This window comes from Burkholderia sp. 9779_493 (genome assembly GCF_015712215.1).
Lineage (GTDB): Bacteria > Pseudomonadota > Gammaproteobacteria > Burkholderiales > Burkholderiaceae > Burkholderia > Burkholderia cenocepacia.
In genome coordinates this window covers 17,437-40,668 of record NZ_JACCQA010000002.1, presented here as the reverse complement: position 1 = coordinate 40,668, position 23,232 = coordinate 17,437, and the positions used below count along the sequence as shown (strand labels likewise).

General features: G+C 67.8%; 19 protein-coding genes and 7 tRNA genes. 7 read left to right on the top strand and 19 right to left on the bottom strand.

Annotated elements, in window-relative coordinates:
- Nucleotides 1-28: 28 nt before the first annotated feature.
- A complete protein-coding gene (locus H0X95_RS01750) occupies nucleotides 29-442 on the bottom strand; it encodes a gamma-glutamylcyclotransferase family protein (RefSeq protein WP_006481949.1) in 414 nt (137 codons plus the stop codon).
- A gap of 267 nt (nucleotides 443-709) precedes the next feature.
- On the opposite strand from H0X95_RS01750, the gene H0X95_RS01745 reads away from it, so the two are divergent.
- Nucleotides 710-1,594, top strand: coding sequence for an AraC family transcriptional regulator (locus H0X95_RS01745; RefSeq protein ID WP_006481946.1), 885 nt, complete (start codon nucleotides 710-712; stop codon nucleotides 1,592-1,594).
- A gap of 25 nt (nucleotides 1,595-1,619) precedes the next feature.
- On the opposite strand, the gene H0X95_RS01740 is transcribed toward H0X95_RS01745, so the two are convergent.
- The 9 genes from H0X95_RS01740 to gltX form a co-directional block, all read right to left on the bottom strand.
- Nucleotides 1,620-2,084: a GNAT family N-acetyltransferase gene (locus H0X95_RS01740; RefSeq protein WP_006481948.1), complete on the bottom strand. Its 465-nt coding sequence runs from the start codon at nucleotides 2,082-2,084 to the stop codon at nucleotides 1,620-1,622.
- Nucleotides 2,085-2,441: 357 nt separating this feature from the next.
- Nucleotides 2,442-2,518: transfer RNA gene (locus H0X95_RS01735), tRNA-Asp, on the bottom strand.
- 73 nt (nucleotides 2,519-2,591) lie between these two features.
- Nucleotides 2,592-2,667: transfer RNA gene (locus H0X95_RS01730), tRNA-Glu, on the bottom strand.
- Between the two features lie 65 nt (nucleotides 2,668-2,732).
- Nucleotides 2,733-2,809: transfer RNA gene (locus H0X95_RS01725), tRNA-Asp, on the bottom strand.
- Nucleotides 2,810-2,888: 79 nt separating this feature from the next.
- A tRNA-Glu gene (locus H0X95_RS01720) sits at nucleotides 2,889-2,964 on the bottom strand.
- A gap of 63 nt (nucleotides 2,965-3,027) precedes the next feature.
- Nucleotides 3,028-3,104, bottom strand: a tRNA-Asp gene (locus tag H0X95_RS01715).
- Nucleotides 3,105-3,182: 78 nt separating this feature from the next.
- A tRNA-Glu gene (locus H0X95_RS01710) sits at nucleotides 3,183-3,258 on the bottom strand.
- Nucleotides 3,259-3,395: 137 nt separating this feature from the next.
- Nucleotides 3,396-3,471, bottom strand: a tRNA-Ala gene (locus H0X95_RS01705).
- Between the two features lie 128 nt (nucleotides 3,472-3,599).
- Nucleotides 3,600-5,009 carry a glutamate--tRNA ligase gene (gene gltX / locus H0X95_RS01700; protein ID WP_006481951.1) on the bottom strand — a complete coding sequence of 470 codons (1,410 nt, stop codon included), beginning with the start codon at nucleotides 5,007-5,009 and terminating at the stop codon, nucleotides 3,600-3,602.
- A gap of 279 nt (nucleotides 5,010-5,288) precedes the next feature.
- Between gltX and H0X95_RS01695 the strand changes: the two genes are divergently transcribed.
- The gene (locus H0X95_RS01695; RefSeq protein ID WP_006498663.1) at nucleotides 5,289-6,206 is read left to right on the top strand and encodes a patatin-like phospholipase family protein; all 918 of its coding nucleotides are present in this window, start codon (nucleotides 5,289-5,291) and stop codon (nucleotides 6,204-6,206) included.
- 153 nt (nucleotides 6,207-6,359) lie between these two features.
- Here H0X95_RS01695 and H0X95_RS01690 read toward each other — a convergent pair whose 3' ends face one another.
- The 6 genes from H0X95_RS01690 to H0X95_RS01665 all read right to left on the bottom strand — a co-directional run bounded on the left by H0X95_RS01690 (nucleotide 6,360) and on the right by H0X95_RS01665 (nucleotide 13,395).
- Nucleotides 6,360-7,034, bottom strand: coding sequence for a C40 family peptidase (locus H0X95_RS01690; protein ID WP_059722801.1), 675 nt, complete (start codon nucleotides 7,032-7,034; stop codon nucleotides 6,360-6,362).
- Nucleotides 7,035-7,162: 128 nt separating this feature from the next.
- The gene (locus tag H0X95_RS01685) at nucleotides 7,163-8,785 is read right to left on the bottom strand and encodes an ABC transporter ATP-binding protein (protein WP_059722802.1); all 1,623 of its coding nucleotides are present in this window, start codon (nucleotides 8,783-8,785) and stop codon (nucleotides 7,163-7,165) included.
- Nucleotides 8,782-9,879 carry an ABC transporter permease gene (locus H0X95_RS01680; RefSeq protein ID WP_006481943.1) on the bottom strand — a complete coding sequence of 366 codons (1,098 nt, stop codon included), beginning with the start codon at nucleotides 9,877-9,879 and terminating at the stop codon, nucleotides 8,782-8,784. The genes H0X95_RS01685 and H0X95_RS01680 overlap by 4 nt, the downstream gene beginning before the upstream one ends.
- A 48-nt stretch (nucleotides 9,880-9,927) precedes the next feature.
- Nucleotides 9,928-10,971, bottom strand: coding sequence for a microcin C ABC transporter permease YejB (locus H0X95_RS01675; RefSeq protein ID WP_006481944.1), 1,044 nt, complete (start codon nucleotides 10,969-10,971; stop codon nucleotides 9,928-9,930).
- A 52-nt stretch (nucleotides 10,972-11,023) separates the two neighbouring features.
- Complete coding sequence (locus H0X95_RS01670; protein ID WP_196445881.1) at nucleotides 11,024-12,898, bottom strand: extracellular solute-binding protein; 1,875 nt, start codon at nucleotides 12,896-12,898, stop codon at nucleotides 11,024-11,026.
- Nucleotides 12,899-13,038: 140 nt separating this feature from the next.
- Nucleotides 13,039-13,395, bottom strand: a complete 357-nt coding sequence (locus H0X95_RS01665; RefSeq protein ID WP_012328786.1) for a hypothetical protein — start codon at nucleotides 13,393-13,395, stop codon at nucleotides 13,039-13,041.
- 294 nt (nucleotides 13,396-13,689) lie between these two features.
- Here H0X95_RS01665 and H0X95_RS01660 point away from each other — a divergent pair, with 294 nt between their 5' ends.
- The 4 genes from H0X95_RS01660 (at nucleotide 13,690) to H0X95_RS01645 (ending at nucleotide 19,849) form a co-directional block, all read left to right on the top strand.
- Entirely contained in the window at nucleotides 13,690-16,908 is a 3,219-nt protein-coding gene (locus tag H0X95_RS01660; protein WP_059722806.1) for an efflux RND transporter permease subunit, read from the top strand.
- The gene (locus H0X95_RS01655) at nucleotides 16,898-18,073 is read left to right on the top strand and encodes an efflux RND transporter periplasmic adaptor subunit (protein WP_006498657.1); all 1,176 of its coding nucleotides are present in this window, start codon (nucleotides 16,898-16,900) and stop codon (nucleotides 18,071-18,073) included. The genes H0X95_RS01660 and H0X95_RS01655 overlap by 11 nt, the downstream gene beginning before the upstream one ends.
- Complete coding sequence (locus H0X95_RS01650; protein ID WP_059722808.1) at nucleotides 18,066-19,481, top strand: efflux transporter outer membrane subunit; 1,416 nt, start codon at nucleotides 18,066-18,068, stop codon at nucleotides 19,479-19,481. Before H0X95_RS01655 ends, H0X95_RS01650 begins: the two co-directional genes overlap by 8 nt.
- Nucleotides 19,482-19,591: 110 nt before the next feature.
- Nucleotides 19,592-19,849 carry a DUF4148 domain-containing protein gene (locus H0X95_RS01645; RefSeq protein WP_006498655.1) on the top strand — a complete coding sequence of 86 codons (258 nt, stop codon included), beginning with the start codon at nucleotides 19,592-19,594 and terminating at the stop codon, nucleotides 19,847-19,849.
- Nucleotides 19,850-19,931: 82 nt separating this feature from the next.
- On the opposite strand, the gene H0X95_RS01640 is transcribed toward H0X95_RS01645, so the two are convergent.
- Genes H0X95_RS01640 through H0X95_RS01630 form a run of 3 tightly spaced genes read right to left on the bottom strand, consistent with a single transcriptional unit; the run spans nucleotide 19,932 to nucleotide 22,694 of the window.
- Nucleotides 19,932-20,597, bottom strand: coding sequence for a response regulator transcription factor (locus H0X95_RS01640; protein ID WP_059722810.1), 666 nt, complete (start codon nucleotides 20,595-20,597; stop codon nucleotides 19,932-19,934).
- A 19-nt stretch (nucleotides 20,598-20,616) separates the two neighbouring features.
- Nucleotides 20,617-22,008, bottom strand: coding sequence for a sensor histidine kinase (locus H0X95_RS01635; RefSeq protein WP_006484004.1), 1,392 nt, complete (start codon nucleotides 22,006-22,008; stop codon nucleotides 20,617-20,619).
- Nucleotides 22,009-22,019: 11 nt separating this feature from the next.
- Nucleotides 22,020-22,694, bottom strand: a complete 675-nt coding sequence (locus tag H0X95_RS01630; RefSeq protein WP_006483985.1) for a response regulator transcription factor — start codon at nucleotides 22,692-22,694, stop codon at nucleotides 22,020-22,022.
- A 217-nt stretch (nucleotides 22,695-22,911) separates the two neighbouring features.
- On the opposite strand from H0X95_RS01630, the gene H0X95_RS01625 reads away from it, so the two are divergent.
- Entirely contained in the window at nucleotides 22,912-23,211 is a 300-nt protein-coding gene (locus H0X95_RS01625) for a DUF4148 domain-containing protein (protein WP_196445880.1), read from the top strand.
- The last annotated feature ends 21 nt before the right edge of the window (nucleotides 23,212-23,232 follow it).

Below are 23,232 nucleotides of genomic sequence, written 5' to 3'. Positions count from 1 at the left end.
CGAATTCAACCGCCGCCGGCAGGCGCGCTCAGGCGGCTTCCTGCTCGCGCCGGTGCTGAACCCAGTCGCCCGACGCGATGCGCGGACGCCCGGCTGCCGCATGTGCGGCGACCGGATAATACAGGCAGGCATATTGCCGGCCGCCGAGCTCGACGATCACCTCTTCCGGCTTGAACAGCGAGTCGACGCCCGGATACACGCGCTCGATCTCGTCGAGCACCGGGACGAGCTGCTCGTCGACCTCGTAGACGTCGCCCCACACCAGCGACTTGCCGGCCGGCCCGGCGATCATGCCCGGATACGTGCCGAAATCGTACAGTTCGCCCGGCAGCGCGGCCGCGCCCAGCAGCGTCGGCGCGGCGATGCCGTGGCGGGCGGCCGCATGGCCGATGTCGTTGGCCTGTCCGGCTCTCAAGGTGCCATAGACGAATACGTGGCGCATCGTGGTTCTCCTCTTCGATTCGTGTGTTGCCGTATTTGCGTGCGATCGGCGCGCAATGGGCCCGACATGGCGCACGCATCGATAGACCCCGATACCGGCCCGATGGTTCGAACCGTCGGCGCGCGCCGACGTGGGGAGCCGCCCCGCATGCGCCAAGGCCCACACAAAGTTCATTTGCACCCGGCATGATGGCCCGAAAACCGCCGCATGCGCTTGCGCTGCGCCTTCTAAAATAACGGCATCGCCGCCGCGCCGCCCGAACCGTTCATGAATCCGCCCGCCCCAGCCGACGTATCGAAACCGTACGACGTCATCGACATCCCGCCGGAATTCGCGCCGACCGCCGTCCATCCGATGCGTGTGCGCGCGCGGCAGGTCGATGCCGGCCGCCGCATCCCGCTGCACACGCATGCGTGGGCGCAGCTCGCATACGCGTCGCGCGGCGTGCTGCGCGTCGCGACGACCGGCACGACCTGGATGGTGCCGCCGTCCCGCGCGATCTGGGTGCCGCCGCACGTGACGCACGAGGTCGTGATCGTCGAAGAGGCCTATTTGCGCACGCTGTATATCGACGAGTCGATCGTGCCGGACGGGCTCGATGCATGCCGCGTCGTCGAGGTGACGGGGTTGCTGCGCGAACTGATCGTCGCACTCGACGCACGCGACCTGAGCACCGCGCGCGAGCGCCTGCTGTGCGGGCTCGTGCTCGACGAACTGAGTCATGCCGAGCCGCTGCCGCTCGCGGTGCCGATGCCCGACGAGAAACGGCTGCGCCTGCTGTGCGAATCGGTACTCGCGCATCCCGCGCATGCGGAGTCGCTCGAACACTGGGCGAGCGAGGTCGGCGCGAGCACGCGCACGATATCGCGGCTCTTCAAGCAGGAACTGGGCGTGAGCTTTTCGCAGTGGCGCCAGCAGGCGCTGCTGGCGCGGGCGATTCCGCTGCTGAACCAGGGGCGTCCGCTGTCGCATATCGCGCGCGAGCTCGGCTACCAGAGCCAGAGCGCGTTCTCGGCCATGTTCCGCCGGGCCTTCGGCGAAAGCCCGCGCGCGTTCATGCTGCGCGGCTACGAGCATCGCGGCCCGGAAGGCAGCGTCGCGGATAACGAGACGCCGGACGACGACGACGGCGCGCTCGACACGATGCGCTGAATGCGCGCCGTGGCGTGCCGGATCGTCAGACCGGCCGCACCATATGACGGATCGAGCCGAGCTGCGCGAGCCGCGGCCCGGTGACCTGGTAGCCCATGCGCAGGTACAGACGCGCGGCAGGGTTGTCGACGAATACGCGCAACTGCAGTTCATGCAGACCGCGCGCCCGTGCCCAACGATGCGACATCTCGAGCATGTAGGTGCCGGCGCCCTGGCCGCGATGGCCGGCCGCGATCTGCACGTCGCGGATGTGCAGCGAATCGCCCTCCTCGGTCACGCGCAGCACGCCGATGCGCTCGCCGTCGGCCTCGAGGATGAAGTTCTCGGATTCGCGCCAGCTCGCATAGAACAGGTCGCTGCGCCACACGAGCCCATGGCGCTTGTAGTAGCCGCCCATGTTGCCGTGCGTCAACGCTTCGGCATACGGAAAATCGCCGGGCTCCGCGGGCCGGAGCTGATACAGGAGTCGCAGGTCGGTCGGATCGAGCATCGCGCAGGAGTCAGAAACGCATCCCGCCACGATAGCGCAGTCGCGTGCGGATGCAATCGCGAATTTCTCGTAGGACGCGGTGCGCGATGTAGCACGCGTGGTGAGGGGCGAACGGAAGGCACGACGCACGATGCAAATGAAAAAGCCCGCACAAGGCGGGCTTCTTCATTTTCTGGCGGAGCGGACGGGACTCGCCTACATTCCGCAGGCCGCGGCTGCGCTTGCAAGCGCAGCCCTTCGAGTCCCGCCGGAAGCCGCGCAGGCGGCTTCCTCCGCCCCGCCGTCACACTGCCCGCAAGCGGGCACGACGCACGATGCAAATGAAAAAGCCCGCACAAGGCGGGCTTCTTCATTTTCTGGCGGAGCGGACGGGACTCGAACCCGCGACCCCCGGCGTGACAGGCCGGTATTCTAACCGACTGAACTACCGCTCCAGTCTTGCTGCTTGCCTGGCAGGCGTCGGTTACTTCCTGCCGGCGCGTCGTTTGTTCGAACGACGCCGAAATCTGGCGTCCCCTAGGGGATTCGAACCCCTGTACTCACCGTGAAAGGGTGATGTCCTAGGCCTCTAGACGAAGGGGACAACGTACTGCTTACATCTTTAACGAGAAAGCCCGTTCAAAAACGCTTTTTGAACGGGCTTCGTTCTGGCGGAGCGGACGGGGCTCGAACCCGCGACCCCCGGCGTGACAGGCCGGTATTCTAACCAACTGAACTACCGCTCCAGCTTTCTGCACCATCGCCTGCAGGATCTCGTCACGTTCCTGCACACGCTGCGACACTTCTACGAAACGCCGCTGAATCTGGCGTCCCCTAGGGGATTCGAACCCCTGTACTCACCGTGAAAGGGTGATGTCCTAGGCCTCTAGACGAAGGGGACAACGTACTGCTTACATCTTTAATACAAAAGCCCGCTCAAAAACGTCTTGAACGGGCTTCGTTCTGGCGGAGCGGACGGGACTCGAACCCGCGACCCCCGGCGTGACAGGCCGGTATTCTAACCGACTGAACTACCGCTCCAGCTTTCTTACCCAACCTGCAGGACGTCGGTTACGTTCCTGCAAGCCTCGCGACACTTCTATGAAACGCCGCTGAATCTGGCGTCCCCTAGGGGATTCGAACCCCTGTACTCACCGTGAAAGGGTGATGTCCTAGGCCTCTAGACGAAGGGGACAAAATCTTTTCAGATTTGTCTGACTTTCGCTATTCACTTCTGGTCAACAGCGAAGGCCGAAATTCTAACTGCTTTGAATCATTTTGTGAAGCATTTATTACTACCGCTGCTTCGCCAATCAATTCGGTTTGTTCTGTTGGTGGAGGTAAGCGGGATCGAACCGCTGACCTCTTGCATGCCATGCAAGCGCTCTCCCAGCTGAGCTATACCCCCTTGCAGAACAGAAATGAGATTATATGGACCGATTTCGAACTTGTAAATACCCTTTTTACGATTCGCACGAAATTTTTTGCGAAGCCGCCGCGCGCGCATGCGCGGACGGCTTCGCGCACGCACGAACGTCAGGCCAGCGCGGCCTCGATGCGCGACACCACGACGTCGCGACCGAACAGCACGAGCACCGCGTCGATCGACGGCGTGTGCGTCGTGCCCGCCACCAGCAGGCGCACCGGCATCGCGAGCTGCGGCATCTTCAGCTTGTGTGCGGCGAGCGTCGCCTTCAACGCCGCGGATACTGCTTCCTTCGTCCAGTCGGCCGCCTTCAGCGCGGCGACGAGATCGGCCAGCGCCGGGCGCACCGCATCGGTCACGTGCTGCGCGAGCGCATCGGCCTCGGGCGCCGGCACGCGGTAGAACATCGTCGCGCCTTCCGCGATCTCCTTGACCGTCGTCGCACGATCCTTCATCAGGCCGACCACCGCGTCGAGCGCGGGGCCCGTCGCGATCGCCGCGTCATCGATGCCGAGTGCGTCGAGGAACGGCTTCGCGAGTTCGGCAAGGCGCGCGTTGTCGGCTTCCTTGATGTAATGCGCGTTCAGCCAGCTCAGCTTGCTGTGGTCGTACTGCGCGGGCGACTTGCCGAGATGCTCGAGATCGAACCATTCGACGAACTGCTCGCGCGAGAAGATCTCGGCGTCACCGTGCGACCAGCCGAGACGCGCGAGATAGTTGACGACGGCTTCCGGCAGGAAGCCCGCGTCGCGGTACGCCATCACGCTCATCGCGCCATGCCGCTTGCTCATCTTCTCGCCCTGCTCGTTCAGCACGGTCGGCAGGTGCGCATAGACGGGCGGCTCGCCGCCGAGCGCATTCAGGATGTTGATCTGGCGCGGCGTGTTGTTCACGTGGTCGTCGCCACGGATCACGTGCGTGATGCCCATGTCCATGTCGTCCACCACCACGCAGAAGTTGTAGATCGGCGTGCCGTCCGGGCGCGCGATCACGAGGTCGTCGAGTTCCTCGTTCGAGATCTCGACACGCCCCTTCACCGCGTCGTCCCACACGACCGTGCCCGTCAGCGGATTGCGGAAGCGCAGCACCGGCTTCACGCCGGCCGGCGGCTCCGGCAGCACCTTGCCGGGCTCCGGACGCCACGTACCGTCGTAGCGCGGCTTCAGGCCGGCTTCGCGCTGGCGTTCGCGCAGCGCGTCGAGTTCCTCGGCCGACATGTAGCACGGATAGGCGAGACCCTTCTCGAGCATCTGCGCGAGCACTTCGCGATAGCGATCCATCCGCTGCATCTGGTAGATCGGGCCTTCGTCGAAATCCAGCCCGAGCCATTGCATCCCTTCGAGGATCGCATCGACCGCTTCCTGCGACGAGCGCTCGACGTCGGTATCCTCGATGCGCAGCACGAACGTGCCTTTCATCTTGCGGGCGAACGCCCACGGATAGAGTGCGGAGCGGATGTTGCCGAGGTGGATGAAGCCGGTGGGACTCGGCGCGAAGCGGGTACGGACAGGACGGGTCATAAACGGTAACTCGAACGCCTGGGGCGCATGAATGATTCGACGCGGGACGACGACGGCAGCCCGGACAGCAACGGAGCCGGCGGCGCCCGGAACGGGAAAGAAGCCGGAATTATACTCGCGCCGGACATCGCGCCAAGCGCACCGCTTGCTTTATGATGTGCGCGCCGCGGCCGCCAGCCGGCGCGGCGCCGGCCGCACGGAACCTCCTGCGCGGCCGCTCGGAACCTATCGCCGCCGCGGGCCGTGTAACCCGCCGCCAAGCCGCCGGAGAACCATTCGATGTCGTCCCCTCGCCTGTCGCGCCGCCACTTCACGATCGCGTGCGCGTCCGCCAGCCTCGCCGCCTGTACGTCCTTCGGCGACAAGTCCCGCCCCGGCACGGCACTGCCGCAGGAGAAACCCGTCAAGATCGGCATCGCGCTCGGCGGCGGCGCCGCGCGCGGCTTCTCGCACATCGGCGTGCTGAAGGCGCTCGAGGCGCGCGGCATCCCGATCGAGCTCGTCGCCGGGACGAGCGCGGGCTCGGTGGTCGGCGCGCTCTACGCGTCCGGCATGAACGCGCTGCAGATCAACAAGATCGCGCTCGACATGGACCAGGCGTCGATCAGCGACTGGGCGCTGCCGTTTCGCTCGCGCGGCCTGCTGCAAGGCGTCGCGCTGCAGAACTTCCTGAACAAGACGCTCAACAACCGACCGATCGAGAAGATGGCGAAGCCGCTCGGCATCGTCGCGACGGACCTGCAAAGCGGCCAGCCGATCCTGTTCCAGCAGGGCAACACCGGGCTCGCGGTGCGCGCGTCGTGCAGCGTGCCGTCGGTGTTCGAGCCGGTGAAGATCGGCAATCGCGAATATGTGGACGGCGGGTTGGTGAGCCCGGTGCCGGCGTCGTTCGCGCGCAAGATGGGCGCGAGCTTCGTGATCGCGGTCGACATCTCGGCCCGACCGGACGGCGCGGCGACCAACAACCCAATCGAGATGCTGCTGCAGACCTTCACGATCATGGGCCAGACGATCAAGACCTACGAGCTCGACAAGTACGCGGACGTCGTGATTCGCCCGAACCTCGCGGCGATGGGCGGCAGCGACTTCAACCAGCGCAACGCGGCGATCCTCGCGGGCGAGGAAGCGGTCGCGCGCATCATGCCGGAACTGCAGCGCAAGCTCGCGGCGGCGCGCGGCGTGACGGCCGCCGCGTAAGCCACGATGGGCGGGCGGCCACGGCACACGCCGCGTCCCGGCCACCGACGGAACGGCTTCGGCTTCGTCGCCAACGCCCGCCCCAAAACAAAAAACCCTGCCACCTTTCGGTGACAGGGTTTTTTATCGTCCGGCCCGACCGACCGGCAAACGTCAGTTGTTGCCGTTCGCCGAATCGTCGCCGATCGTCGCGCGCACGCGCTGACGCAGGTCTTCGGGCTTCATCGGGAATTCCGATTCGATCCGGCGCGCGCCGGTGAAACGCTTTTCCCAGTAGCCGCTGTCGAGATCGTCGACGCGCACCGTGCTGCCCGTCGACGGCGAGTGCACGAACTTGTTGTCGCCGATGTAGATGCCGACGTGCGAGAACGTGCGGCGCATCGTGTTGAAGAACACGAGATCGCCCGGCTTCAGGTTGCTCATGCTCACCTTCTCGCCGACGCGGCTCATTTCTTCCGCGCGACGCGGCAGCGACATGCCGAGCGTGTCCTGGAACACGTAGCGCACGAAGCCGCTGCAGTCGAGGCCCGAATCCGGCGAGTTGCCGCCCCAGCGATACCGCACGCCGATCATGTTCAGCGCGCCGACCACCACGTCGCCGGCCTTGCCCGCCATGCCGGCAAGGAACGACTTCGCGCCGCCGCCCGACGGCTGCGCGCTGGTCTGCTGGAGGGAGGAACCCGACCCGATCTGAGTCGAATTGGTGACATTCTGGTTAAAACTGCTGACTTCGTCGGCGAACGCGCCGGGAGCTGCTGCGAACAGGGCGCCGATGAACAGCCCGGCGATGGTGCGCGCGCATGCCTGGGTCAGGGATCGATGCTGCATTGGTCGATGGAATTTGCTTAAAAATCAGCTGATTGGCGGAAAATTTCGGTCGATACTAGCCAGCGCGTAATCGTTTGTCAAAACAAATTAAAAAATACAATCGAGATGGTCAGACCATTGGACGCCTATCACGCTTTCCAGACCGCTTTCAACAGCTTTTGTGTGTAAGGATGTGACGGTCTGGTGAAGACGTCGGACACCTCCCCCGACTCGACGACCGCGCCGTCCTGCATCACCGCGACGCGGTGCGCCATCGCGCCGATCACCTCCAGGTCGTGGCTGATGAACACGTAGCCGAGGTTGTATTTCTGTTGCAAATTCGCGAGCAGCTTCAGCACCTGCTGCTGGATCGACACGTCGAGCGCCGACGTCGGCTCGTCGAGGATCAGGATGCGCGGCTCCAGCACCAGCGCGCGCGCGATCGCGATCCGCTGGCGCTGCCCGCCCGAGAATTCGTGCGGATAACGGTGCAGCACCGTGCGGTCGAGGCCGACTTCGCGCAGCACTGCGAGCGACTTCGCGCGGCGCGCGTCGGGCGTCATGTCCGGGCGATGCAGCTCGAGCCCCTCGCCGACGATCCGCTCGATCGTGTGACGCGGCGAAAGCGAACTGAACGGATCCTGAAAGACCACCTGCATGTTCGAGCGCAGCGCGGTCTGTTCGCGGCCGCGATAGGTCGATAGCGCGCGCCCCTGGAATTCGATCTCGCCGCCGGCCGTCTTCTGCAGCCCGAGCAGCGCCATCGCGAGCGTCGACTTCCCCGATCCCGATTCGCCGACGATACCGAGCGTTTCGCCCTGCCGCACCGACACCGACACGTCGGCGACGGCCGTCACCGGCACCGTGCCGAACCAGCCCACGAAGCCCGGCCGCTTGCGCGCGAACTGCACGCTCACGTGGCGCGCGTCGAGCACGACGGGCGCGATCGGCATCACCGGCATGACCGCGCGTTGCGGCCGGCTGTTCAGCAGCCGCTGCGTATACGGATGCTCGGGTGCCGTGAAGATCCGCTCGACCGGCCCGCTCTCGACGAGCCGGCCGTGCTCCATCACCGCGACCCGCTGCGCGAAGTGCCGCACGAGATTCAGGTCGTGCGTGATCAACAGGATCGCCATCCCGCGCTTTTCCGCCTCCTCCCGCTGCAGCTCCAGCAGCAGGTCGACGATCTGCGCACGGATCGTCACGTCGAGCGCGGTGGTCGGCTCGTCGGCCAGCAGCAGGCGCGGCCGGCACGCGAGCGCCATCGCGATCATCGCGCGCTGTCGCTGGCCGCCCGACAACTGGTGCGGGTAACTGTCGACGCGCTTCTCCGGTTCCGCGATACCGGTGCGCGCGAGCAGCGCGATCGCGCGCTTGCGCGCCTCCACGGCCGAGACGCCGTCGTGCAGCACGATCGTCTCGCCGATCTGCACGCCGATCGTATACAGCGGGTTGAGCGCCGTCATCGGCTCCTGGAAGATCATCGCGATGTCCGAGCCGCGCAGCCCGCGCATCTCGCGCTCGCTCTTGGCGACCAGATCCTGCCCGGCGAAGCGGATCGCGCCGCTCACTTCGGCGTCGCGCAGCAGCCGCAGGATCGACAGCGCGGTCACGCTCTTGCCGGACCCCGACTCGCCGACGAGCGCGACCCGCTCGCCGCGCCCGATCGCGAGCGTCACGTCGTCCACCGCGACCGTGTCGCCGAAGCGTACGTGCAGACGCTCGAGCGACAGCAGCGGCTCGTGCTGCGTCGATACGGTCGATGCGCTCATCGCTGGCCTCCCGCGGCGCGCACCGAGTCGGCGATCCGCGTGTCGAGCGCGTTGCGCAGCGCGTCGCCCATGAAGGTCAGCAGCAGCAGCGTCGCGACCAGCACGCCGAAGGTCGACAGCGAGATCCACCATGCGTCGAGGTTGCCCTTGCCCTGCGCGAGCAGTTCGCCGAGGCTCGGCGTCGGCGGCGGCACGCCGAGCCCGAGGAAATCGAGGCTCGTCAGCGCGAGGATCGACCCGCTCATCCGGAACGGCAGGAACGTGATCACCGGCGTGAGACTGTTCGGCAGGACGTGGCGCCAGATGATCTGCCAGTTCGTCAGCCCCATCGCGCGCGCCGCGCGCACGTAGTCCTGGGTGCGGTTGCGCAGGAATTCCGCGCGTACGTAGTCGGCGAGCCCGATCCAGCCGAACAGCGACAGCAGCACGATCAGCAGCAGGAAGCTCGGCTCGAAGATCGACGCGAAGATGATCAGCAGGTACAGCTCCGGCAGCGAGCTCCAGATCTCGATCAGCCGCTGCCCGACGATGTCGATGCGTCCGCCGAAGAAGCCCTGCACGGCGCCCGCGGCGATCCCGAGCAGCGTGCCGATCACGGTCAGGATCAGCCCGAACTCGACCGACACGCGGAACCCGTACACGAGCCGCGCGAGCAGGTCGCGGCCCTGCGCGTCGGTGCCGAGCCAGTTCTCGCGCGACGGCGGCGCCGGGTTCGGTACGTTCGAGAAGTAGTTCAGCGTGTCGTAGTAATAGCGGTTCGGCGGATAGACGACGAAGTTGCCGGGCGCCTCGAGCCGCTTGCGCACATACGGATCGAGATAGTCGGCCGGCGTCGGGAAATCGCCGCCGAAGGTCGTCTCCGGGTACGCATGGAACATCGGGAAATAGGTCTGGCCGTCGTAGCGCACGACGAGCGGCTTGTCGTTCGACCACAGCGGCGCCGCGAGGCTCGCGGCAAAGGCCACGACGAAGATCACGAAGCTCCAGTAGCCGACGCGCTGCTGCCTGAAGCGCTGCCACACGCGGCGGGCGGGCGACGGCGACACGCGCGCCCGCGCGGCGTCGAGACGGGAAGAGGCGACGGCCCGGTTCATCGCGCTCCTCGCCCGCTGGCGCCGGGCATGCGCATGGCTCGTTTCATGTCAGCGCTCCAGGTTGTCGAATTGAATGCGCGGATCGACCCACACATAGCAGAGATCGGAGATCAGCTTGGTCGCGAGCCCGATCAGCGTGAACAGGTACAGCGTGCCGAGCACGACCGGATAGTCGCGCCGCACGACCGATTCGTACGACAGCAGCCCGAGGCCGTCGAGCGAGAACAGCGTCTCGATCAGCAGGCTGCCGGTGAAGAACGCACCGATGAACGCGGCCGGGAAACCGACGATCAGCGGCAGCATCGCGTTGCGGAACACGTGCTTCCACAGCACGCTGCGCTCGGAGAGCCCCTTCGCGCGCGCGGTCAGCACGTATTGCCGGCGGATCTGGTCGAGGAACGCGTTCTTCGTGAGCATCGTGACGACCGCGAAGCTGCCGACGACCGACGCGGTGATCGGCAGCGCGATGTGCCACAGGTAGTCGAGCACCTTGCCGACGAGCGACAGCTGCGCGAAGTTGTCCGACGTGAGGCCGCGCAGCGGGAAGAGCTGCCAGAACGAGCCGCCGCCGAACAGCACGAGCAGCAGCACGCCCAGCACGAAGCCTGGAATCGCATAGCCGACGAGCACGACGAGGCTCGTCGCGACGTCGAACGGCGAACCGTTGCGCACCGCCTTCGCGATGCCGAGCGGCACCGAGATCAGGTACGTGAGGAAGAACGTCCACAGCCCGATGCTGATCGACACGGGCAGCTTCTGCACGACCAGCGACCACACGCTCTGGTGGCGGAAATAGCTGTCGCCGAGATCGAAGCGCGCGAAGCGCTTCAGCATCAGCCAGTAGCGTTCGAGCGGCGGCTTGTCGAAGCCGTACAGCGCCTTCAACTGCGCGAGCTGCTGCGCGTCGACGCCGGTGTGCGCGCGCATCCCGAACGGCGTCGCGCCCTGCTCCGTCGCGCCCTTGCGCAACTCCTGCACGGCCTGCTCGACCGGGCCGCCCGGCACGAACTGGATCACCGCGAACGTGAGCGTCAGCACGCCGACGAGCGTCGGGATCATCAGCAGCAGGCGTTTGAGGATGTAGCTCCACATAGGGCGTCGACTCGTGATCGGGTGGCGGGGTTGAACAGAGGGCCGGCGCGGGTCAGTGATCGGGCTTCGCCCACCAGGTCGACACGACCCAGCCCTCGGCCGAATAGTACAGCGGCAGCGTCTGCGGATAGGCAAGCGTGCGCTTGTACGCGATGCGATGCGTCGTGCTGTACCACTGCGGGACCGCATAGTAGCCATGCATCAGCACGCGGTCGAGCGCGTGCGTCGCGTCGAGCAGTTCCTCGCGCGTCTGCGCGGTGCCGAGCGCATGCAGCAGCGCGTCGACGGCCGGCGATTTCAATCCGATGAAGTTGTCGGAGCCCGGCTCGTCGGCGAACTTGCTCGCGTAACGCGAGTATTGCTCGGCGCCCGGCACCTGCACGCCCGGCAGGCGGATCGTCGTCATGTCGTAGTCGAATGCATCGAGGCGCTTTTGCAGCAGTGCGTAGTCGGCCGTGCGGAACCGCACGGCGATGCCGAGCTTCGCGAGGTTGCGCTGGTAGGCGGTCACGACGCCTTCCATCGCGCCGCCTGCATCGTCGAGGATCTCGAACGCGAACGGCTCGCCCTTCGCATTGCGCAACGCGCCGTCGCGATAGGTCCAGCCGGCCTGCGCGAGCAGCGCGCGCGCCTTCAGCAGGTTCGCACGCAGCGAGCCCGGCGGATGGGTGTCCGGCTGCGTGACCATCGGGCCGAACACGGCCGGATCGAGCTGCGCGCGCAGCGGCTCCAGCAGCTTCAGCTCGCCCTCGCCCGGCGTACCGGTCGCCTGCAGGTCGGTGTCGGCGAAGTAACTGTTGAGGCGCGTATACGCGCTGTAGAACAGCTGGCGGTTCAGCCATTCGAAGTCGAACGCGAGGTCGAGCGCCTGGCGCACGCGCACGTCGCGAAACAGCGGCCGGCGCAGGTTCATGAAGAAGCCCTGCATGCCGGCGCCGTTATGTTGGCGGAATTCGCGCTTGACGAGCTCGCCGCTATCGAAACGCTTGCCGACGTCGCGCCGCGTCCAGTTGCGCGCGATGTACTCGACGAGCACGTCATATTCGCCGGCCTTGAACGCCTCGAGCCGCGCGACGCCGTCGCCGTACAGCTTGTACACGATCCGCTCGAAGTTGTTGGTGCCGACCCGTACCGGCAAGTCGGCACCCCAGTACGCGGGGTTGCGCCGATAGGTGATCGTGCGGCCGTTGTCGTAACGCTCGATCAGGTACGGGCCGCTGCCGATCGGCTGCTCGAACGCGAGCTGGTCGAACGGGATGCGCGAACCGTCGGCGCGCAATCCCCACTTGCGCGAAAACACCGGCACGCCGCCGGCGATCAGCGGCAACTCGCGATTCGCGCTGCGGAACTCGAAGCGCACGGTCGCCGGATCGACGACCACGACCTTCGCGATCTCCGCGAAATACGCGCTGAACTGCGGCGCGGCCTGCTTGCTCTTCAGCGTGTCGAACGAAAACTTGACGTCGTCGGCCGTGACGCGATCGCCGTTCGAAAAGCGTGCGCGCGGATTCAGGTGGAACGTGACCGAACGGCGGTCGGGCGCCACGGCGATGTCGTCGGCCAGCAGCCCGTACGCGGACGCCGGTTCGTCGGAGCTGCCGGTCGCGAGGCTCTCGAACAGCATGTCGATGCCGGGCGCGGCGTTGCCGCGCATCGTGAACGGATTGAACTTGTCGAACGACGTCAGCCGATTCGGGTTCGCGAGCACCAGCGTGCCGCCCTTCGGCGCGTCGGGGTTCACATAGTCGAAATGCTTGAAGCCCGGCGGATACTTCGGCTCGCCGTACTGCGCAATGGCGTAGGCCGCGTGCGCGGCCGGCACGGCCAGCGCCGCGTGCAGCGCCAGCACCGCGGCCACGCGGCCGGCGGCCCGCAGCGCGCCGAGGCGGGCGCGCGCGGCGGCGGCCCGGGGCGAACCCTTCGTCATAGAGGCCCTGTCGGTCGAATGAGGGTAGTAACGTGAACGATTCTACCCATTCAATCCGTCGAGCCAAAAGAAAACCGCCACGCGGGCGGTTTCCTCACGAGCGATCGTTGCGCACGCATCACGCACGCGCGACCGGTCGATCAACGCCAGCCGTTGTGGCGGCCGTGATCCCAGTGACCGCGATCGCCGCCCCAGCCGCGGCCATGGCGGCGGTACCACTCGTCGCGGCCCCAGTAGCGGCGGCCGTCCCAGTAGCGGTCGCCGTGCCAGCCGATCACGATCGCCGGCGCCGGCGCGTACACGGGCGCCGGTGCATAGACAGGCGCCGGCTGGTAGACGACCGGCGGAGGCGGCGGCGCATACACGGGCGCGGGCGCGACGTAGACCGGTGCCGGCACGCCGACGTTGATCCCGACATTGACTCCCGCCATTGCTGCGCCCGACACGAGCAAGGCCGTCATACCGGTCAGGAGCGAGGCAACACGCAAAGTCTTCATGGATTCCTCTTCTGGTTGTGTCATGTGTGATTCGACTATAACGGCAAGCACCGTCCCCGCATATTTCAAGTTTGTAAGAACTGATGCGCGGCATCGCAACGGGAAGCCCGCGCTAACGTCTTGTAACAATCGACGTCGATTGCCCGTCCATACCCTTTCCTAAAACATCTTTCATGCTGCGTCGCGCCCGGCGTTAAGCGGCGCCCCGCACACTGCGCGAGCCGAATCGGGCTCCCGCCGCGCTTCGGCACCTCGCTGACAGGCCGGCGCGTCGCGCCGGCGGAGACCTCGCCGATGCTGAAACTCGTCCGACTCGCGCTCGCGCGCCCCTATACGTTCATCGTCCTCGCACTGCTGATCCTGATCGCCGGGCCGCTCGCGGCGCTGCGCACGCCGACCGACATCTTCCCCGACATCCGGATTCCGGTCATCAGCGTCGTCTGGAACTACGCGGGCCTGCAGCCGGCCGACATGTCCGGGCGCATCGTCACCTACTACGAGCGCACGCTCGGCACGACGGTCAACGACGTCGCGCACATCGAGTCGCAGTCGTTCCGCAGCTTCGGGATCGTCAAGATCTTCTTCCAGCCGAGCGTCGACATCCGCACCGCGACCGCGCAGGTCACGTCGATCTCGCAGACCGTGCTCAAACAGATGCCGCCCGGCACCACGCCGCCGCAGATCCTCAACTACAACGCGTCGACCGTGCCCGTGCTGCAGCTCGCGCTCACCAGCGACACGCTGAACGAACAGCAGCTCGGCGACTACGCGACCAACGTGATCCGGCCGCAGTTGCTGTCCGTCGCCGGTGTCGCGATTCCGTCGCCGTACGGCGGCAAGGTGCGCCAGGTGCAGATCGACCTCGATCCGCAGGCGCTGCAGGCCAAGGGACTGTCCGCGCAGGACGTCGCGACCGCGCTCGCGCAGCAGAACCAGATCATCCCGGCCGGCACGCAGAAGATCGGCGGCTTCGAGTACAACATCCGCCTCAACAACAGCCCGTTGACCATCGACCAGCTCAATGCGCTGCCGATCCGCACCGTGAACGGCGCGGTGATCTTCATGCGCGACGTCGCGCACGTACGCGACGGCTTTCCGCCACAGGGCAACATCGTGCGCGTCGACGGCCGCCGCGCGGTGCTGATGAGCGTGCTGAAGAGCGGCTCGGCGTCGACGCTCGACATCATCGCGGGCGTCAAGGCGCAGCTGCCGCGCATCGAGGCGACGCTGCCGCCGTCGCTGCGGCTCGTCGTGATGGGCGACCAGTCGGTATTCGTGAACGGCGCCGTGAGCGGCGTGGCGCGCGAAGGACTGATCGCCGCCGCGCTCACGTCCGCGATGATCCTGCTGTTCCTCGGCAGCTGGCGCTCGACGCTGATCATCGCCGCGTCCATCCCGCTCGCGGTGCTGGCGGCGATCGCCGCGCTCGCGGCCGCGGGCGAGACGCTCAACGTGATGACGCTCGGCGGGCTCGCGCTCGCGGTTGGCATTCTGGTCGACGATGCGACCGTCACGATCGAGAACGTCAACTGGCATCTCGAACAAGGCAAGGACGTGCGCAGCGCGATCCTCGACGGCGCGTCGCAGATCGTCGCGCCGGCCTTCGTGTCGCTGCTGTGCATCTGCATCGTGTTCGTGCCGATGCTGCTGCTCGACGGCGTCGCCCGCTTCCTGTTCGTGCCGATGGCCGAAGCGGTGATCTTCGCGATGATCGCGTCGTTCGTGCTGTCCCGCACGTTCGTGCCGATGATGGCGCGCTACCTGCTGAAGCCGCATGCCGCGCATCCGGAAGCCGTGCTCGCGCCGCACGGCGCGCCGTTCGCGCCGCCGCGCGCGCGCAATCCGCTGGTGGCGTTCCAGCAAGGGTTCGAGCGCCGCTTCGCGGCGCTGCGCGCGGGCTACCGCGTCGTGCTCGGCCTCGCCCTCGTCCACCGCGCCCGCTTCGTCGCACTGTTCCTCGCCGCGGTGGCGGTGTCGTTCGCGCTGGTGCCGTGGCTCGGCCGCAATTTCTTCCCGTCGGTCGACGCCGGCGAAATCGCGATTCACGTACGCGCGCCGATCGGCACGCGCATCGAGGAAACGGCCGCATTGTTCGATCGCGTCGAGCGCACGGTGCGCGGCGTCGTGCCGCCGCATGCGCTCGCGAGCATCGTCGACAACATGGGCTTGCCGAACAGCGGGATCAACCTCACGTACAGCAACAGCGGCACGATCGGCCCGCAGGACGGCGACATCCTCGTGTCGCTCACCGGCGACCACGCGCCGACGGCACGCTACGTGAAGCAGTTGCGCACCGTATTGCCGCGCGCGTTTCCGGGCGTGACGTTTTCGTTCCTGCCCGCCGACATCGTGAGCCAGATTCTCAATTTCGGCGCGCCCGCGCCAATCGACGTGCAGGTGACGGGCCCCGACCGCGCGGCCAACCGCGCGTATGCGACCGAGCTGTTGAGGCGCATCCGCACGGTGCCCGGCGTCGCCGACCCGCGCGTGCAGCAGGCGTCGACCTATCCGCAATTCACGGTGTCGGTCGATCGGGCCCGCGCCGCGCAGCTCGGCGTCACCGAGCAGGACGTCACCAATGCGGTGGTCGCGAGCCTGTCCGGCACGAGCCAGGTGTCGCCGACCTACTGGCTCGATCCACACAACGGCGTGTCCTATCCGATCGTCGCGCAGACCCCGCAGTACCGGATGACGTCACTGTCGGACCTGCGTGCGCTGCCCGTCACCGGCCGCGCGGGCGCGCCGCAACTGCTCGGCGGCCTTGCGACGATCGTGCGCGGACAGACCGATGCGGTCGTGTCGCACTACGACATCGCGCCGCTGTACGACATCTTCGCGACGACGCAGGACCGCGATCTCGGCGCGGTCAGCGCCGACATCGAACGCGTGCTGCACGCGAGCGCGGCGGACCTGCCGAAAGGCTCGCGCGTGACGATGCGCGGCCAGGTGCAGACGATGAACAGCGCGTTCGGCGGCCTGCTTGCCGGCCTGGCCGGCGCGGTACTGCTGATCTACCTGTTGATCGTCGTGAACTTCCATTCGTGGCGCGACGCGTTCGTGATCGTGAGCGGGCTGCCCGCCGCGCTCGCCGGCATCGTCTGGATGCTGTTCGTCACGCGCACGCCGCTGTCGGTGCCGGCGTTGACGGGCGCGATCCTGTGCATGGGCGTCGCGACCGCGAACAGCATCCTCGTCGTCACCTTCGCGCGCGAACGGCTCGCGCATACCGCCGATGCGGCCGTCGCCGCGCTCGAGGCCGGCTTCACGCGCTTTCGGCCCGTGATGATGACGGCGCTCGCGATGATCATCGGCATGGCGCCGATGGCCCTCGGTCTCGGCGACGGCGGCGAACAGAACGCGCCGCTCGGCCGGGCGGTCATCGGTGGCCTGCTGTGCGCGACCGCCGCGACGCTGGTGTTCGTGCCCGTCGTGTTCAGCCTCGTTCACCGGCGCGATCGCGCGCCGCGCTCCGAATCCCTTTCCGTCACTCCGGGAGAACAGCATGTCCACTGAATTCGAAGTCCGTCCCCCCGGCACGCCGCGTTACCTGAAACCACTCGCGATCGCGGGCGCCGTGGTCGCACTCGTCGCCGCGGCCGCCGGTGTGTTTGCCCGCCAGCACGATGCGCACGCGGTCGCCGCGTGGACGGTGCAACAGGCGGTCCCGACCGTCGCGACGGTCGCGCCGCAGCCGGCCGCGGCCGACGCGCTCGTGCTGCCGGGCCGCCTCGACGCGTATGTCGACGCGCCGATCTATGCACGCGTGCCGGGCTACCTGCATGCGTGGTACGCGGACATCGGCGCGCACGTGAAGGCCGGTCAGTTGCTGGCGTCGATCGACACGCCCGATCTCGACCAGCAGTTGCAGCAGGCGCGAGCCGACCTGCAGAGCGCGAACGCGAACGAGCGGCTCGCGGCCGTCACGGCCGCCCGCTGGGCCGAGATGCTCGCGCAGGATTCCGTGTCGCAGCAGGAAGCCGACGAGAAACGCAGCGACCTCGACGCGAAGCGCGCGGCCGTCGCGGCGAGCACCGCCAACCTGCGGCGGCTCGAAGCGCTCGAATCGTTCAAGCGGCTCACCGCGCCGTTCGACGGCGTCGTGACCGCCCGCAAGACCGATGTCGGCGCGCTGATCGACGCGGGCAGCGGCAACGGCGCCGAACTCTTCACCGTGTCGGACGCGCGGCGTCTGCGCCTGTACATCCACGTGCCGCAAGACGACGCGGCCGCGATCCGCGCGGGCATGCATGTCGCGCTGACCGTGCCCGAGCGCCCCGGCATGACGTTCGACGCCGTGCTCGCGGATTCCGCGCAGTCGATCGATCCCGCTTCCGGCACGCTGCTCGCGCAGTTTTCGATCGCCAATCCGGCCGGCACACTGTTTCCCGGCGAATACGCGCAGGTGCGGATCGCGATGCCCGGCGCCGCGCATGGGCTGACGATTCCGGCCAGCACGCTGATCTTTCGTCACGACGGGTTGCAGGTCGCCGTGCTCGATGCACACGGGCACGCGCGGCTGCGCAACGTGTCGATCGGGACCGACCTCGGCACGCGCGTCGAGATTGCGTCGGGGCTCGCGGCGGGCGATCGCGTGATCGACAATCCGCCCGATTCGCTCGCGGACGGCGACCCCGTGCGCGTCGCCGGCGCGGCCACGACGGAGCACGCGCATGGCTGACCGTCTTCTCGCCGCGTTGCTGGGCAGCGCCGCACTGCTGGCCGGCTGTTCGCTGGCGCCGACGTATCGCGCGCCCGACGTTCCGGTGCCGGCCGCGTTTCGTGAAACGGGCCCGTGGATCGACGCCGCGCCGGCCGACCGCCTGCCGCGCGACGGTTGGTGGCGCGTGTACGGCGACGCGACGCTCGACCGGCTCGAACCGCTCGTCGCGCGCGCGAATCCCGATCTCACCGCCGCCGTCGCGCGGCACGACGAAGCCGCCGCGCTGTTCGACGAGGCCCATGCGGCGCTGCTGCCGACCGTGGGCATCGGGGCCGAGACCGACCGCGACCGGCAGTCGGCGCGCCGGCCGTTGCGCGGCAGCGGTCAGCCTGACGTCTACGAATCGAACACGCTCGCGGCCGGCACCGGCTACGACGTCGATCTGTGGGGCAAGGTCCGCAATACGGTCGCGGCCGGCCGCGACGACGCGCAGGCGGCCGCCGACGATCTCGCGTCGGTCCAGCTGAGCCTGCAGGCCGGCGTCGCGAGTACCTACTTCGATCTCGCGGGTCTCGACCGCGAAGCCGACACGCTCACGCAAACCATCGACACGTACCGCCGCGCGTGGCAACTGACCGTCAGCCGCCATCGCGGCGGCCTCGCTTCGGGGCTCGACGTGGCGCGTGCGCAGACGCAACTCGCGCTCGCCCAGGCCCGCGCGTCCGACATCGCCGCCCGCCGCGCGCTCGACGAGCACGCGATCGCGGCGCTCGTCGGCGCGTCGGCATCGACGTTCACGCTGCCGTCCGCCGCGGCACTGCCCGGCGTGCCACCGATCCCGACGGGACTTGCCTCGACGCTGCTCGAACGCCGGCCGGACGTCGCCGCCGCCGAGCGCCGCGTCGCGGCCGCGAACGCGCGAATCGGCGTCGCGCGCGCGGCTTTTTTCCCGGACCTGTCGCTCGGCCTCGACGCGGGCTTCCAGAGCGATACGTTCTCGCCGTGGCTCGCCGCGCCGAACGAGATCTGGTCGATCGGGCCGCGTCTCGCGATGACGCTGTTCGACGGCGGCCTGCGCGCGGCCGGCGTGCGCCACGCCCGTGCGCAGTTCGCCGAACAGGGGGCGCGCTACCGGTCCGTCGTGCTGCAGGCGTTCCGCGAAGTCGAGGACGATCTCGCGCTGCTGCACCGCCTCGGCGACGAAGCGGACCAGGACGACGCGGCGCTCGTCGCGGCGCGGCAGTCGCTGGCGCTCGCGATGTCGCGCTATCGCGACGGCGCGGTCAGCTATCTCGACGTGGTCACCGCGCAGACGACCGAACTCGATACGCAGATCGCGGCGCTCGATGTCGACGCGCGGCGCCTGCAAGCGTCCGTCGGGCTCGTACGCGCACTCGGCGGCGGCTGGCGCGGCGCGCGTTCATGAACGTTTCTTCATCGGCACGCCCGGCGTCCGTCGGGGTGTGCCCGATAACGTGTGTCATGCCGGCATCGCCATCGCGGCGACGGCCCCTGCCACCTGAAAAGGATCACGCCATGAAAACCTTGATGTTCGCCACCCTCCTCTCGGCGCTCTGCGTCGCCCTGCCCGGCCAGGCCAGCGCAACGCAAGCCGACGCGGCAATTGCCCCGCAGACGCTCGCATCGTCGACGCCCGCACCGGTGTCGCAGCAATCGGCATGGAATGCACCGCAGGCCGCCCCGCTGACGCGCGCGCAGGTCTATCGCGAACTGGTCCACGCCGAACGCGATGGCCAGCTCGAGCGGCTCAATCGCGAGCTCTATTCGCATTGAGTGGCCCCGCCTCACGTGACCGGGCATGCCGCGCGACGTGCGGCATGCCTGTCTTGACGAAACGGGGCGCGGCACCACTCCGTCAGCCGCCCGTGTCGAACCGGAAGCCGTATCGCGCCACCGTTTCGATCCGCGCGGAGAACGCATGCGCGACCAGCTTGCGCCGCAACCGTACGACGAGCGCATTGACCGTCTCGGGTTCGATGTCGGCGTCGCCCCACGCATAGCGCAGCACCGCATCGCGGCCGACCGGCCGCCCCGCTTCGCGCAGCAGGCATTCGACCACGCGAAACTCCCGTGCGCTGAGCGCGAGCCGCCGGCCCCGCTCCTCGAGTGCGCGCGTCGCCGTGTCGAGCCGGATCGAGTCACGCATCGCGATCACGCCCGCACGGCGCCACAGCGCGCGCAACCGCTCGTGCAATTCGACGAACGAGCATGGATGGGCCAGGCATACGTCGCAGCCCGCCTTCAGCATCTGCGCGCGCTGGGCGGACGTGGCGCCGGCAACGATCGCGGCGATCGGCGCGCTGCCGGCCGACGCGGCGAGCAGCGGCAAGCCATCGAGAATCGCCGGCGCGGCCGCGCCATTGGTGGCGACGACCACGATCGCGTCGAACCGGTCCTGCGTCGCCGCGAAACAGCCGTCGCGCCATTCGTCGACGCGCTCGACGCCGTGCATGCTTTCCCGAAACGCCTTGTCGAGCCGCGACACGTCCGGATTCGGCGGAGCAATCAGCAGGATGCGCATCGATCGGTCTCCTGCGCGCTCATGCGAGCGAACGCGGCCAGCATTCGACCGTGATCGCCGCGCCGGCCGGCTGCGCATCGCCGATCCGCAGTGCGAAACCATGTACGCGCATCACCGCCGACACGATGCTTAATCCAAGCCCCGAACCGTTCACGTGGCGGGTGCGCTCGCCGCGATAGAAGCGTTCGAGCACCGCATTGCGCTCACCGGGCGGAATGCCGGGCCCGGTGTCCTCGAACCGGACGAGCGGACCATGCGGCGTCGTCTGGAGCACGACGCGCACGTGACCGCCCGGCGGTGTGAACTTGATCGCGTTGTCCGCGAGATTGCTGAACGCCTCGAACAGCAACGCACGATCGCCATGGATGCCGTCGACCGTGGCCGCCTCGAGCTCGAACGACACGTCGACGGCCTCGGCCAGCGGCTCGTACAGCTCGCACACGTCGCGCAGCAAGACGGCGACGTCGACCGCGGCAAAGCCGCCGCGCCGGCTCAGCGTGCCGATCTCGGAGATGCGCAGCATCGCGCGAAAACGTTCGAGCAGCCGGTCGGTCTCGTCGCGCGCCGAAGCCAGCAGCGCCGCCGACGCGGGATCGTGGGCGCAGACCGGCTGGTCGGCGAGCCGCGCCAGCATCGTATGCACGCGAGCGAGCGGCGTACGCAGGTCGTGCGCGATCCCGTCGCAGGCATGGCGCACCTCGCCCATCAGCCGCTCGACTTCGTCGAGCATGTGGTTCACGAGATGCGCGAGCAGATCGAGTTCGTCGTAGCGGCCGACCGGCAGCCGCTTGCCGAGATCGCCTTCGGCGATCTGCCGCGTGACGCGCCGGATCGCGGCGACGCGGCGCATCTGCCGCATGCCGAGCATGCTGCCGCCCGCGATGCCGGCGATCAGGATCATCACGCCGCCGACCACGAGCCCGCGGATCGCGACGTCGCGGATCTGGATGAAATGCGACAGGTCGCGCGCGACGACCAGCGTCATCCCGTTGTCGCGGCGCACGGCCATCGCGCGCGCGATCGGCGACGATTGGCCGTCGAGCGGCGCAAGCGTGCGGTTCAGCGTCCGGCCGTGGCGATCGGTGCGCAGCGCCGGCGGCGTCGCGATGTCACCGGCCACGCGGCGCCCGCTCGCATCGAACAGCCCGTAGAAATTCGTGTGCATGTGCTCGTGCTCGAGCCGCCGATGGATCGCGAGCGGCAGCTCGGCATCGGGAATCGAATCGAAATAGATCAGTTGCCACGCGAGCACGTCGTCGGTGTCGCGTGTCATCGTGTGCGTCGCGGCGACGCTGATCACGCCCGCGAGCAGCAGCAGCGACACCGAGAAGATCGCCGCGTACGCGCACAGCCAGCGAAACGTCGTCGTATGCCAGCGGCGCGTGAAATTCGCCGCGCGAGCTGCGTCCATCCGTGCCTCCGTCAAGCGAGCATGTAGCCCGATCCGCGCACCGTCTGGATCATCGGGTTCGCGCCAGGCGGATCGATCTTCTTGCGCAGCCGGCCCATGTGGACGTCGATCAGGTTCGTGCCGGGATCGAAGTGATAGCCCCACACGGCCTCGAACAGCATCGTGCGCGTGATCGTCTGGCCCGCGTTGCGCATCATGAATTCGAGCACGCGGAACTCGGTCGGCAGCAGCGGAATCTCGTCGGCGCCGCGACGCGCGCAGCGCGAAATGAGGTCGAGCTCGAGCGCGCCGACCTTCAGCAGCGTCTGCTGCGGCACGCCCGAGGCTTGCCGGCGGCGCAGCAGCACTTCGATGCGCGCGCTCAGTTCGCCCGAATCGAACGGCTTCGTCAGGTAATCGTCGCCGCCCGCGCGCAGCCCGCGAATCCGCTCGTCGACGTCGCCGAGCGCGCTCAGCATCAGCACCGGCGTGTCGATGCCGACCGTGCGCATCGCGGTCAGGATCGCGAGGCCGTCCGCGCCCGGCAGCATCCGGTCGAGCGTGATCGCGTCGTACGAGGCGCTCATCGCCCGCATCATCCCTTCGCGACCGTTGTCGATCCAGTCGACCTCGAATCCGCGCGCGGTCAGTTCGCCGACGATTTCGTTCGCGGTCACCGCATCGTCCTCGACCGTCAGTACTCGCATGATTGCCCTCGCAATGAACCTCAAGACGGGCGCGCACGACGCGCACGACGCTATCGTAAGCGCCGCGAGCGCCGTGCGGCGCCAGATGAAAATAGCTTCATCCGGCCGCGCGGCCGCACGCGTGAAACATGTTTCATCCAGGCGTCGCCCGCCCCGCGGCCGGTGCCGCCTACGCTCACGTCATGCGGCATCGGGCCGCGAAACCAGGAGCTACCGGATGAAACCGTCGACCACCCTCGTCTGCATGCTGCTCGCCTGCGCCAGCACCGCCGCGTTCGCGGGGCCGCACCTCACCCCGCAGGAATGCAATGCGTACCCGTTCGTGCACACGGGCCACGACGTCACGCGCGCGGACCTCGTGCGCGAGCTGACCGAGCTCGAACAGGTCGGCTACGACCCCGCCCATGCGAGCCCGTATTACCCGGACGATCTCGACGGCGCGAAGCATCGGCTCGCCGCCGAGTACCGCGCCGACTGCACGCATGCGTTGACCGCCGACGCGGGCACGCCGCACTGACTGTACGGTCCGGCGCGACGC

Bases quoted from the DNA above. Each gene is read 5' to 3' on its own strand.
- H0X95_RS01750 (WP_006481949.1), bottom strand. From the start codon at position 442: ATGCGCCACGTATTCGTCTATGGCACCTTGAGAGCCGGACAGGCCAAC.
- H0X95_RS01745 (WP_006481946.1), top strand. From the start codon at position 710: ATGAATCCGCCCGCCCCAGCCGACGTATCGAAACCGTACGACGTCATC.
- H0X95_RS01740 (WP_006481948.1), bottom strand. From the start codon at position 2,084: ATGCTCGATCCGACCGACCTGCGACTCCTGTATCAGCTCCGGCCCGCG.
- gltX (WP_006481951.1), bottom strand. From the start codon at position 5,009: ATGACCCGTCCTGTCCGTACCCGCTTCGCGCCGAGTCCCACCGGCTTC.
- H0X95_RS01695 (WP_006498663.1), top strand. From the start codon at position 5,289: ATGTCGTCCCCTCGCCTGTCGCGCCGCCACTTCACGATCGCGTGCGCG.
- H0X95_RS01690 (WP_059722801.1), bottom strand. From the start codon at position 7,034: ATGCAGCATCGATCCCTGACCCAGGCATGCGCGCGCACCATCGCCGGG.
- H0X95_RS01685 (WP_059722802.1), bottom strand. From the start codon at position 8,785: ATGAGCGCATCGACCGTATCGACGCAGCACGAGCCGCTGCTGTCGCTC.
- H0X95_RS01680 (WP_006481943.1), bottom strand. From the start codon at position 9,879: ATGAACCGGGCCGTCGCCTCTTCCCGTCTCGACGCCGCGCGGGCGCGC.
- H0X95_RS01675 (WP_006481944.1), bottom strand. From the start codon at position 10,971: ATGTGGAGCTACATCCTCAAACGCCTGCTGCTGATGATCCCGACGCTC.
- H0X95_RS01670 (WP_196445881.1), bottom strand. From the start codon at position 12,898: ATGACGAAGGGTTCGCCCCGGGCCGCCGCCGCGCGCGCCCGCCTCGGC.
- H0X95_RS01665 (WP_012328786.1), bottom strand. From the start codon at position 13,395: ATGAAGACTTTGCGTGTTGCCTCGCTCCTGACCGGTATGACGGCCTTG.
- H0X95_RS01660 (WP_059722806.1), top strand. From the start codon at position 13,690: ATGCTGAAACTCGTCCGACTCGCGCTCGCGCGCCCCTATACGTTCATC.
- H0X95_RS01655 (WP_006498657.1), top strand. From the start codon at position 16,898: ATGTCCACTGAATTCGAAGTCCGTCCCCCCGGCACGCCGCGTTACCTG.
- H0X95_RS01650 (WP_059722808.1), top strand. From the start codon at position 18,066: ATGGCTGACCGTCTTCTCGCCGCGTTGCTGGGCAGCGCCGCACTGCTG.
- H0X95_RS01645 (WP_006498655.1), top strand. From the start codon at position 19,592: ATGAAAACCTTGATGTTCGCCACCCTCCTCTCGGCGCTCTGCGTCGCC.
- H0X95_RS01640 (WP_059722810.1), bottom strand. From the start codon at position 20,597: ATGCGCATCCTGCTGATTGCTCCGCCGAATCCGGACGTGTCGCGGCTC.
- H0X95_RS01635 (WP_006484004.1), bottom strand. From the start codon at position 22,008: ATGGACGCAGCTCGCGCGGCGAATTTCACGCGCCGCTGGCATACGACG.
- H0X95_RS01630 (WP_006483985.1), bottom strand. From the start codon at position 22,694: ATGCGAGTACTGACGGTCGAGGACGATGCGGTGACCGCGAACGAAATC.
- H0X95_RS01625 (WP_196445880.1), top strand. From the start codon at position 22,912: ATGAAACCGTCGACCACCCTCGTCTGCATGCTGCTCGCCTGCGCCAGC.